The 10,493-nt window shown below is 74.0% G+C and carries 13 protein-coding genes and 1 pseudogene; 9 read left to right on the forward strand and 5 right to left on the reverse strand.

The features are described from left to right. From ACWCSD_RS37910 to ACWCSD_RS37920, 3 genes and pseudogenes are all read left to right on the forward strand, one after another. A pseudogene (locus ACWCSD_RS37910) lies at nt 1–366 on the forward strand (hypothetical protein); the annotation flags it as partial. Beyond that, the gene (locus ACWCSD_RS37915; RefSeq protein WP_357976749.1) at nt 353–778 is read left to right on the forward strand and encodes a nucleoside deaminase; all 426 of its coding nucleotides are present in this window, start codon (nt 353–355) and stop codon (nt 776–778) included. The pseudogene ACWCSD_RS37910 and the gene ACWCSD_RS37915, both read left to right, overlap by 14 nt. Nucleotides 779–1,001: 223 nt before the next feature. Beyond that, nucleotides 1,002–1,967: a fatty acid desaturase family protein gene (locus tag ACWCSD_RS37920; protein ID WP_387670363.1), complete on the forward strand. Its 966-nt coding sequence runs from the start codon at nt 1,002–1,004 to the stop codon at nt 1,965–1,967. On the opposite strand, the gene ACWCSD_RS37925 is transcribed toward ACWCSD_RS37920, so the two are convergent. Continuing rightward, nucleotides 1,934–2,236, reverse strand: coding sequence for a hypothetical protein (locus tag ACWCSD_RS37925; protein ID WP_397211083.1), 303 nt, complete (start codon nt 2,234–2,236; stop codon nt 1,934–1,936). The two genes, ACWCSD_RS37920 and ACWCSD_RS37925, sit on opposite strands and share 34 nt — an antisense overlap. Nucleotides 2,237–2,312: 76 nt before the next feature. Between ACWCSD_RS37925 and ACWCSD_RS37930 the strand changes: the two genes are divergently transcribed. The 3 genes from ACWCSD_RS37930 to ACWCSD_RS37940 all read left to right on the forward strand — a co-directional run bounded on the left by ACWCSD_RS37930 (nt 2,313) and on the right by ACWCSD_RS37940 (nt 4,488). Further along, nucleotides 2,313–2,876, forward strand: a complete 564-nt coding sequence (locus ACWCSD_RS37930; RefSeq protein ID WP_449922174.1) for a hypothetical protein — start codon at nt 2,313–2,315, stop codon at nt 2,874–2,876. Between the two features lie 96 nt (nt 2,877–2,972). Then, nucleotides 2,973–3,506 (forward strand): copper resistance CopC family protein, encoded by a 534-nt coding sequence (locus tag ACWCSD_RS37935; protein ID WP_449922176.1) that lies wholly within the window; start codon nt 2,973–2,975, stop codon nt 3,504–3,506. Then, complete coding sequence (locus tag ACWCSD_RS37940) at nt 3,496–4,488, forward strand: hypothetical protein (protein WP_387669449.1); 993 nt, start codon at nt 3,496–3,498, stop codon at nt 4,486–4,488. Before ACWCSD_RS37935 ends, ACWCSD_RS37940 begins: the two co-directional genes overlap by 11 nt. 21 nt (nt 4,489–4,509) lie before the next feature. Here the strand turns inward: ACWCSD_RS37940 and ACWCSD_RS37945 are convergent, their stop codons facing one another. The 4 genes from ACWCSD_RS37945 to ACWCSD_RS37960 form a co-directional block, all read right to left on the reverse strand. Continuing rightward, a complete protein-coding gene (locus ACWCSD_RS37945) occupies nt 4,510–6,414 on the reverse strand; it encodes a hypothetical protein (protein WP_449922179.1) in 1,905 nt (634 codons plus the stop codon). 80 nt (nt 6,415–6,494) lie between these two features. Continuing rightward, nucleotides 6,495–7,112, reverse strand: a complete 618-nt coding sequence (locus ACWCSD_RS37950) for a pentapeptide repeat-containing protein (protein WP_449922181.1) — start codon at nt 7,110–7,112, stop codon at nt 6,495–6,497. Nucleotides 7,113–7,129: 17 nt separating this feature from the next. Next, a complete protein-coding gene (locus ACWCSD_RS37955) occupies nt 7,130–8,290 on the reverse strand; it encodes a cation:proton antiporter (protein ID WP_358286270.1) in 1,161 nt (386 codons plus the stop codon). Nucleotides 8,291–8,298: 8 nt separating this feature from the next. Further along, a complete protein-coding gene (locus ACWCSD_RS37960) occupies nt 8,299–8,781 on the reverse strand; it encodes a cation:proton antiporter regulatory subunit (RefSeq protein ID WP_358286272.1) in 483 nt (160 codons plus the stop codon). Between the two features lie 217 nt (nt 8,782–8,998). On the opposite strand from ACWCSD_RS37960, the gene ACWCSD_RS37965 reads away from it, so the two are divergent. The 3 genes from ACWCSD_RS37965 to ACWCSD_RS37975 all read left to right on the forward strand — a co-directional run. Beyond that, nucleotides 8,999–9,643, forward strand: coding sequence for a response regulator transcription factor (locus ACWCSD_RS37965; RefSeq protein ID WP_358286274.1), 645 nt, complete (start codon nt 8,999–9,001; stop codon nt 9,641–9,643). A 93-nt stretch (nt 9,644–9,736) separates the two neighbouring features. After that, the gene (locus ACWCSD_RS37970) at nt 9,737–10,165 is read left to right on the forward strand and encodes an ATP-binding protein (RefSeq protein WP_397156344.1); all 429 of its coding nucleotides are present in this window, start codon (nt 9,737–9,739) and stop codon (nt 10,163–10,165) included. Between the two features lie 40 nt (nt 10,166–10,205). Further along, nucleotides 10,206–10,493 (forward strand): PAS domain S-box protein (locus ACWCSD_RS37975; RefSeq protein WP_449922185.1); only part of this gene is annotated, 288 nt, incomplete at its 3' end.

The raw sequence follows: 10,493 nt of genomic DNA on the forward strand, positions 1-10,493 counted from the left end.
GAAGAAGTTGCCGGTCAGCACGTTGTCGGGGCCGAGGATGCGCTCGAAGGTGAAGACGACGTCGCCGGCGAGCTCGGCCGCCCCGTGCCCGCGTTCGCCCCGCGCATCCTGCTGCGGCTGACCGCCGAGCCGGTCACCGGGCCCGGCCGCCACGCCGGCGAGGGCACCCTCGACCAGGTCCTGGCCGACCTCGACGCGCTGCGGCAGCTGGGCGCCGACACCGTCGTGCTCGACCCGTTCGCCGGCGACCCCGCCGAGACGCTGCACCCCCAGACGGCCTGGCACGCGCTCGCCGCCGTGGCCGGCCACTGGGACCTGGAATCCCGCGACCCGTCCAAGGAGGACGACGACGATGACCCCCGATGACGAGACCCTGCTGCGCCGGGCCATCGAGCTGGCCGCCCGCGCCCGCGCGAACGGCGAGGCCCCCTTCGGCTCGCTGCTGGCCGGCCCCGGCGGCGAGGTGCTGGCCGAGGAGCACAACACGGTCCTCGGCGACCGCGACATCTCCGCCCACCCGGAGCTGAAGCTGGCCCGCTGGGCCGCTCGCGAGCTGACCCCGGAGGCCGCGGCCGCCACCACCATGTACACCAGCTGCCAGCCGTGCGGCATGTGCGCGGGCGCCATCGAACGCTCCGGCCTCGGCCGCGTAGTGTACGCCCTGTCGAACGAGCAGCTCGCCGGCCTGAAGACCGGCCCCGGCTGGCCGCACGTCCCGCAGGAGGGCCCGGCCCTGTACGCCGAGGCCAGCGCCCCGCTGGAGGGCTACTACCGCTGACCCGCGCGGCCCCGCCGGGGGCCGCCGATGGTAGTGCCTGCCCCACCATCAGGACGGGTGACAGCGGGGGTCCGCGGGAAGGCCGCCGCCGCGATGCTGAGGAGTGTTCACGCCCGCCTCACCAGCATCGGAGAGAGCCTTGACCGTGGTGGAAACCCCTCGCGCCGCGCCCCGGGGGAGCGACTTCGCGCAGCTGTCGCGCCGCATCGCCCAGGCGGGGCTGATGGAGCGGCGGCCCGCCTACTACGCGATCAGGATCGGCCTGGTGGCCGCCCTGTTCGCCGGAGGGTGGACGCTGTTCGCCGCGGTCGGCGACTCCTGGGGGCAGCTCGGCGTCGCGGCGCTGCTGGCCGTCGCCTTCGCCCAGGTCACGCTGCTGGCCCACGACCTGGCGCACGGCCAGGTGTTCCGGTCGCGGCGGCGCAGCAGGATCGCCGGGCTGGTGGTCGGGAACCTGACCGTCGGGCTCAGCTACGGCTGGTGGATGGACAAGCACACCCGCCACCACGCCAACCCCAACCACGAGGACCACGACCCCGACGTCGCGCCCGACATCCTCATCTGGTCGCGGCGGCAGGCCGAGGCCAGCCGCGGGCTGCCCCGCTTCATCGGCCGCTGGCAGGCGTTCCTGTTCTTCCCCCTGCTCACCCTGGAGGGCCTGAACCTGAAGGTGGCCGGCTTCCGCGCCCTGCGCAGGGTGAAGGGCGGACGCACCGAGGGGCTGCTGCTCGTCGCGCACAACCTGGCCTACCTCGCGGGGGTGTTCGCGGTGCTGCCGCCCGGCAAGGCGCTCGCCTTCCTCGCCGTGCACCAGGCCTGCTACGGCGTGTACCTGGGCTGCACGTTCGCGCCCAACCACAAGGGCATGCCGGTGCTCACCGCCGAGGACTCCCTGGACTTCCTCCGCCGCCAGGTGCTGACCTCCAGGAACGTGCGCGGCGGCCGGCTGATGAACGTCGCGCTCGGCGGGCTCAACTACCAGATCGAGCACCACCTGTTCCCCGGCATGCCCTCGGCCAACCTGCGCCGCGCCCGGCCCCTCGTGCGCGAGTACTGCCGCGAGCTCGGCGTCGCGTACGTCGAGTGCGGACTCGTCGAGTCGTGGGCCCAGGCCATGCGGCACCTGCACGACGTCGGGGCGCCGCTGCGCGCCCCTCAGGAGGTGACCACCAGCTCCAGGCCCTCCTGATCCTCCCGGATCTCGTGGCCGGCCCCGGCCAGGACCATCCGCAGCGCGAGCAGGACCGCGGTGCGGATGGTCGCGTACTTCGCCAGGTGGGCGGCGGTGTCGGTGCCGGCCGGACCCCAGACGACCACCACGCCGCGGGACGGATCGAGCCAGACGGTGAGCCCCCCGTCGACCGGCAGCAGGGACGGTTCGACGTTGAAACCCGCGTCGGTCAGCTCCCGCCGGACCACCAGTTCCAGATCCGGCCCATCGCCTCGGGCGAAGTCCATCAGAGTCCGCTGCCCCCGCGCGGACACGCCGAACGCGCCGCCTGGTAAGTGTGGCGGTTGTGTAAGGATGGCGGCTGTGACCGCCGCGTCAGTCTGGCTGCGTCTGTCGCGGGCCGTCGTGTTCGCGACGGTCTGCGGCTTGGTGTCCGCGGCAGGGCACCTGCTGGCCGGTGGCGGGGCCGTCCCGCTCTGGGGCGGCGCGCTCGGGGTGCTGGCCGCCCTCGCCGCCGCGCTCACGATCAACGGCCGCGAGCGCGGCCCCGCGGCGATCCTGGCCGCCACCACGCTCACCCAGCTCGTGCTGCACCAGCTCTTCGAACGCCTCGCGCCCGCCACGGGCGCCGCCGCCGGGCACGGTCATCCCGCGCCCGCCATGGCGCTGGTCCACCTCACCGTGGCCGCGCTGACGGCCTGGTGGCTGCACCGCGGCGAGCGCGCGCTGTGGCTCATGATCCGCCTGTCCGCCGCGCCGCCCCCGATCCTCGGGCCGCTCCTGCTCGCGCCGGTCGAGGCGTTGATCCCGCCGCGCCGCCCCGACGGGCGCCCTCCGGCGTACGCCGACGTCCCCACTCCGATGGGCAGGACCGCCTGCCGCGCGGTCACCCGGCGAGGACCACCCCGGCGGCTCCGCCTCCGCTGAAGTCCCGCGTCCGGTTCAGGACGCGTCCCCGTCCTCGCTCTTCCGTGTCCGGACGGCGCCCCTGCGCCGGTCCGGCCGTCCGCATCCGGAGTTCCCATGAAGCCCTCCTGGCCCTTCCGCCTGGCCGCGCTCGCCTGCGCGGCCCTGCTGGCGCTGCTGCCGTCCACCGCGGCGCTCGCCCACGACACGCTCAAGAGCAGCTCACCGGCCAAGAACGCGCAGTTGTCCGCGATCGAGCGGATCGAGCTGGAGTTCAACGCCCACGTCCAGTTCCCCTTCGTCGTGCTGTACGACGCGGCGGGCAAGGCCGTCGAGGTCGGCAAGCCCCGCGTCGAGGGGCCCAAGGTGTTCGCCGAGGTGCCCCGGCAGCCCGCGCCCGGTTCGTACGTGATCGCCTGGCGTGTCGTCTCCTCCGACGGCCATCCGATCGAGGGCGAAATCCCGTTCGTCATGAAAGGATCTACTTCTCAACCGGCAGCGGCGCCCTCGCCCGTCGAGGAACGGCCCGCCGCGACGGGCGTCCCCGGCTGGATCTGGGGCGGGCTGGCGGTGCTCGTCGTGCTGGGCGCGGTCCTCCTGATCAGGGGCGCGCGCCGCGGCCCTGACCGGGAGGACGTGGATGCTGGTTGAGCGGGCCAGGCAGCTCGCGCGGCAGTGGGTGCTCGACGAGGGCGCCCGCCTGCCCGGGTTCGAGGGGGCGTTCCTGACCGGGTCCGCGCTGTGGGCGGCCCCGGGCACGGAGCTCGGCCCCACGTCCGACGTGGACGTGATGGTGCTCGCCGACCCGCCGCCCGCGATCGGCAAGTTCCGCTACGAGGGCGTCCTGCTGGAGGTCTCCGGCATCGCCCGCATCGGCTCCACCCACGAGGTGCTGAGCGACTACCACCTGGCCGGCAGCTTCCACCTGCCCAGCGTGCTGGCCGACCCGACCGGGCGGCTCGGCGAGATCCAGCGCCTGGTGGCCCGCGACTTCGCCGAGCGGCCCTGGATCATCGCCCGCTGCACGCAGGCGATGGACCGGGTGCGCGGCTGGATCAACTCCATGGACGAGAACGCGCCCGTCCCCGAGCAGGTGGCGTCCTGGCTGTTCGGCACGGGCGTGACGACGCACGTCCTGCTGGTCGCCGGGCTGCGCAACCCGACCGTGCGCCGCCGGTACGCCGCCGTGCGCGAGCTGCTGGCCGGGCACGGCCGGCTCGACTGGCACGAGCACCTGCTCGAACTGCTGGGCTGCGCGCGGATGACCCCCCAGCGGGTGGAGCGGCACCTGGCGGCCCTGGAGGCGGTCTTCGACGCGACGGCCGGGCTGGAGGCGCCCTCCTACCGCTTCACCTCCGACATCACGCCGCAGGCGCGTCCGATCGCCATCGACGGCAGCCGCGAGCTCGTCGCCGCCGGGCTCCACCGGGAGGCGGTGTTCTGGCTGGTCGCCACGTACGCGCGCTGCCTGGACAAACGCGCCGCTGCCGGCGCGCCGGCCGGGTACGAGGAGGGCTTCCAGGAGCTGCTGGCCGACCTGGGCGCCGAGACGTTCGCCGACCGGCGCCGCCGCGGCGACCACGTGCTGGCCGCCCTGCCCAGCCTGTGGCAGACGGCCATGGCACTGTGCTGACGGCCCCCCGAGCCGCCCGTCTCAGGTCCGGCGCAGCGAGCGGGTCAGACCGGCGGCGATCGTCGTGGCCAGCACCCACCCGGCCATGATGAGCCCCCAGGCCAGCCACTGCGCGCCGCCCTGCGGGTTGTAGGCCTTCTCCTGCCCGAGGTCGATGATCGGCAGCAGCAGGTCGAGGGTGTAGACCAGCGCGTGGAACGGCGGCGCCTCGCCCGGCTTCAACGGCGGCGGCACGTCGAGCCCGAACACGACCGTGCCCGCGGCCAGCAGCGCGGCCAGCCAGGCCGCCGCGCGCAGGGGGCGGAAGCCGTAGCCGACGGTGGCGTCCTGGAGGTGGCCCCAGAAGCGGGCGTACCCGGGAAGCGCGGCGCGGCGTCGCCGCTGGCCGGCCAGCAGCGTCTCGCGGGCGTCGGCGTCGGCGCCGAGCCGCCGGTACATCGCGGCCAGCTGCTCGTAGGCGCCCGGCAGGTAACCGTCGGGGTCGGCACGCAGCCAGCGCAGCCGCCCGGCGGCCGGCAGCATGGGGTCGAGCACCTCGTACGACAGCCCGTCCATGCGCATCGCCCGCGGCCACCCGGCGGGGTCGTCACGCAGGACGCCGATCCGCGCGTACCGTAACTCCACCACCCCCTCGACCGGCGCGGCCGTGCGCAGCGCCAGCTCGCGGGCCTCCAGCCGCCAGCACTTCAGCGCCACCTCGCCGGGCGCCGACAGGGTGGCGTCGTCGAGGCACAGGCGGCTGCCGACCTGGGCGCTGGTCAGCCTGATCCGGCCGCGGGCGGAGAAGCCGTCGCAGAGGTTGAGCACCTTGCCCACCGACAGGCCGTTGGCCGACAGCGCGGCCCCGCCGGGGTTGACCAGGGTCGCGCCCTCGAAGTGCGCCGGGCCGGTGACCGTGGCGTCGAGCAGGCTGAACTCGCCCTCGGCGCGCAGCCCCCGCCAGGCCAGCAGCGAGCCGTTCACGGTGAGGCCGTCGGCGGCGACCACCACGCCGCCCGGGGCGCTCAGCCGCGCGCCCTCCAGGCCGAGGGTGCCGCCGATGACCGAGCGGTTGAGGCGCACCTGCCCCTCGGCCGTCAGCCCGGCCAGGAAGAGCCCCGCCTCGGCGTTGAGCCCGGTGGCGCGCAGCGCGAGCCCGCCCGGCCGCCGGATGCGCGAGCCGCGTAACGTGAGCGGGCCGGACACGCGGGCGAACCGCAGGCTGACCTCGCCGTCGGCCTCCACGTCCCGCGCGAACAGCCCGACCTGGACGATCACGTTGGACGCCTCCAGGGCCGTGCCGCCCGGCGCGTTGAGGCGGGCGCCGTCCAGCTCGACCGCGCCGCCGATCCGGGCGGAGGCCAGGACGAGCGTGCCGTCGCAGGCGAAGCCGTCCTGGGCGCGCAGGTGACCGGCCACGTCGAGGTGCTCGCCGTTGAGCGCCGTGCCCGCCGGATGGCTCAGGCGGGCGCAGTTGAGCACGAGGTTGCCGCTGATCCGGCCGCCGGGCAGCCGCAGCTCGCCGGTGACGTGGCTGCCCGCCAGCCGCAGGTTGCCCTCGACCTGGACGTTCGAGGCGGTCAGGCCGGGCAGCAGCGAGCCGCTGAAGCTGAGGAAGCGGGTGCGGGCGTGGTAGAGGTCGGGGGCGGCGTCGAAGGCGCAGCCCTGGAAGGTGACGGGGAAGGGGAGCTCGGCGAACGCCAGGTTGAGCGCGCCGGTGATCCGCGCCCCCGCCAGGATCAGCCGCGGCTTGGCGGCGGGCTCGTCGAACCCGCCGAGCAGCAGCCCGGCCAGCACCTCGCCCCGGACCGTGCGGCCGGGGCCCCAGGACGCGGCCGTGGCCGGGTCGTCGGCGGCAGGGTCGCCGGTGCGCAGGTCGACGGCGCGGCCGTGGGCGAGCGCGGCGGCCACGGCCCGCTCGGCGTCGTTGAGATCGGCGATCGGCACACCGCCATCATCGCCGACCCCGCCTCAGGAGCGGACCTCAAGGCCCGGGGCCTCAGGAGCTGGCCTCCAGACCCGGGGCCTCAGGAGCGGACCTCCAGGCCCAGGGCCTCGGCGATGACCGTGGCCTGGAAGGGGTCGATGACCGCCTTCTTGAGCGTGACCGTGTGCGGGTCGAGCGTGCTCAGGTCGCTGCCGCGCAGGTCGCAGCCGGTGAGGTCGGCGCCGTGCAGCCAGGCCCCCGACAGGTCGGCCCGGCGCAGCTCGGCCCCGGCGAGCCGGGCCCCGGTCAGGTCGGCCTCCCGCAGCCGGACGCCGTGGAAGGCGCTGCCGCGCAGGTCGGCGCCGGGCAGCCCGGTGTAGGACCAGTCGCCGCCGTCGACCTTCAGCAGCCCGAAGGTGCAGCCGTCGAACACGCTGCCGGTCAGCTTGCACCCCCTGAACGTGGCGTCGAACAGGGAGCACCGGCAGAACAGGCAGTTGAGGAAGCGCGCGTCCTCGTGGGTGGAGACGTTGAGCCGCACGTTCCTGAACGTGCACTCCTCGAACGACGCCCCCTGGTCGACCAGCTCGGTCAGGTCGACGCCCTGGAACAGGACCCGGTGGAAGGTCTCACCGGCGATCTCCGTCCTGTCCCAGTCGTCGGCGTGGATCGTCGTCTCGATCGGGGGCGCGGGCACCCCGTGCTTACGGTCGGCCATGCGAACAAACTAGCGGATCACGCCTTGTTCGCGATGGCCGTGATGAGCGGCTGGACGAGCTTGGCCGCCAGCGGCCCGAACGCCGCCAGGATCAGCACGTACGCCGCCGCCAGGGCCCCGAGGTCGGGATGGGCCCCGGCGCCCACCGCCAGGCCCGCGATGACGATGTTGAACTCGCCGCGCGGGATGAGGGCGATGCCCGCCCGTGCCTGACCGGCCTTGCCGATGCCCGCCCGTCTGGCCGCGTACGCGCCCGTCAGGAGCTTGGTCACCATGCTCACCAGCGCCAGCAGCGCGGCCAGCCCCGCCACCGGCAGGATCTTCGCCGGATCGGTCTGCAACCCGAAGAAGACGAAGAACACCGCCGCGAACAGGTCGCGCAGCGGCGCGAGCAGCGCCTGCGCGTCGTGCGCGAGCTGCCCCGACAGCGCGATCCCGACCAGGAACGCGCCGACCGCCGCCGAGACCTGCAGCTGCTGGGCCAGCCCGGCCACCAGCAGCGCCAGCCCGACCACCTTCAGCAGCAGCACCTCGGAGTTGGGGCTCGACACGAACGCCTCGATGAAGCGTCCGAAGCGCAGCGCCACGACGAGCACGACGCTCACCGTGCCGAGCGCGATGCCGACCGAGATCGCCCCGCTGACCAGGCTCAGGCCCGCCAGCAACGTGGTGAGGACCGGCAGGTAGACCGCCATGGTCAGGTCCTCGAACACCAGCAGGGACAGCACCGTCGGCGTCTCCCTGTTACCGATCCAGCCCAGATCGGACAGCACCTTGGCGGTGATGCCGGAGGAGGTGGCGTAGGTGACGCCCGCCATGGCCACCGCCGCGACCGGCCCCCAGCCCAGCAGCAAGGCGCAGATCGCGCCGGGGGCGGCGTTCAGCACGAGGTCGACGATGCCGGCCCGCGCGTTGCTCGTGAGGCTGGTGACCAGTTCGTCGGCGTTGTACTCCAGGCCGAGCGTCAGCAGCAGCAGGACGACGCCCAGCTCCGCGCCGACCGAGATGAACTCCTCGCTGGTCGCCAGCGGCAGCACGCCTCCCGTGCCGAACGCCAGACCGGCGATGAGGTAGAGCGGGATCGGTGAGATGCCGACGCGCAACGCGAGCGCGCCCAGAACCCCCAGACCCAGAAGAACAGCACCGAACTCGAGAAAGATGACCGCGGTTTCGTGCACCCGCGGTCCTACCCGTCAGCCAGGATGCCGGCGACGTCCGCGGTGCTGTCCGCGCTCCCCACCACCACCACGACGTCGCCCTCGCGGAAGACGAAGTCGGGGCCGGGGCTGGCGAACACCTGGCCGCCGCGGACCACGGCGACGATGGAGGCGCTGGTACGGGTCCTGACCCGGGCCTCGCCCATGGCGCGCCCTGCGTAGGGGGAGCCGGACGGGATGGGGAGCTGGACGCTCACCAGCCCTTCGACCTGCTGGTGCAGCTGGTTGAGCCGCTGCACGATGCGGGGGGCGCCGAGGAGCTCGGCCAGGGCGTCGGCCTCCTCGTCGTTCAGCTTGACCGTCTGACAGGCGCGGTCGGGGTCGTCCTTGTCGTAGATCACCAGGTCGCGACGGCCGGTGCGGTGCGAGACGATGCCTACCCGCTGGCCGGCGCGGGTGGTGAAATCGTGCCGAAGCCCGATGCCCGGCAACGCTGTCTGCTCAACCTCCACCTATCCCACCCATCCCAAAAAATACGCATATTTCTGGACAACACTACCAACGGTCTCCGCCCGCTTGACCTCCTCGTATCCAGCCCTCGCATGCCGTCCGGCGGTCTCCGGCCGCCCGCGGCGTCACCCGTCCGGCCCGCGCGGGAACAGGAGGCGCGGGCGGGACGCGGGTGGGAAGATGCCGGGGACGTTGCCGCGGGAGAGGCGAGACGAAGCCATGCCGACCACTTCCTCCATCCGGCTGCTGCTCGTGGAGGACCACGCGATGGTGGCCGAGGCCATCGGCCTGGCGCTCGGCCGGGCGCCGGGCATCGAGGTCGTGGCGCAGGCGGGCACGGTCGCCGCCGCCCTCGCCGCGGCCGCCCGCCGCCGGCCCGACGTCGTGGTGCTCGACCGGCGGCTGCCCGACGGCGACGGCGTCGAGGCGATCAGCCGGTTCGCGGCGGTCGCGCCCGGGGCCCGGGTGCTGGTGCTCACCGGGGAGGCCACCGCCTCCGTCGCCGCGCGGGTGGTGGAGGCGGGCGGGGCGGGCCTGCTGGTGAAGTCGTCCAGGCTGGAGGAGCTGGAGTCGGCGGTGCGCGAGGTGGCCGCCGGCGGCGTGGTGTTCGCGCCGGGCCTGCTGCCCGGCGTGCTCGACCGGCTGACCGGCCGGGTGCGGAGCCCGGGTGCGGCGCTGACCGCGCGCGAGCGCGAGACGCTGCGGCTGCTGGCCGAAGGGGCGAGCACGGACGAGATCGGCGCGCGGCTCGGCGTGGCCCGCAACACCGCGCGCAACCACGTCCAGCACGTCCTGGAGAAGCTCGGGGCCCGGTCCAAGCTGGAGGCCGTGGCCGTGGCGCGCCGGGAAGGGCTGCTCGACTGACGCAGACGCACCAGAGGGCGCCCCTCATCCGCACCGGTAGAGGTGGTTCCACTGCGTCTCGTGATCAGTCCTTTACTGCCCGACAGTAGGAGGATGGGCAGTTTCGCTGCGCCGTACCAGGTGGACACCCAGCTGCCGGAAGAGATGGGCAGCATCACCGCGGCCCGACAGAGAGCACGTGAGGTGCTGGCCGCGTGCGGCTACCGCGGGCGCCGCGAGGACGTCCTGCTCGTGGTCTCCGAGCTGGTGACCAACGCGCTCGTGCACGGCGACGGCCCGCCCGCCTTACGCATCCGCTGCACCCCCTCCCACGTGCGGATCGAGGTGCGCGACTGCGGCCACCGCCTGCCCGAGCCGCGCGAGCCCGGGCCGGACAACGGCTGGGGCCTGCACGTCATCGAGCTGCTGTCCACCGGCTGGGGCGTCTCCCGCGCCGAGGGGGGCGGCGAAGGCGGCAAGGTGGTGTGGTGCGAGCTGGCGCCGCACGTCGTCGCGCCCGCCCAGGAGCGCTCCAGGGCATGATCGAGTTTCGGTCTTCCGCCGGGCCGTGCGAAGCTGCAGTATGCCCGGTCAAGACAGGCAGTCAGAGGACATCCAGCTGCTCGTCCGCAGCGTCGTCGACTACTCGATCTGTCTCCTCGACCCCGCGGGCCATGTGACCAGCTGGAACGCCGGCGCCGAGCGCATCAAGGGCTACCGCGCCGAGGAGATCATCGGCCGGCACTTCTCGGTGTTCTACCCGCCCGAGGACGTCGCGGCCGGTCGTCCGGAACAGCTGCTGGGCCGCGCGGCGGCGGCCGGCCGGGTGGCCGACGAGGGCTGGCGCGTCCGCAAGGACGGCGCCCGGTTC

The organism is Nonomuraea sp. NPDC001684 (genome assembly GCF_053596515.1).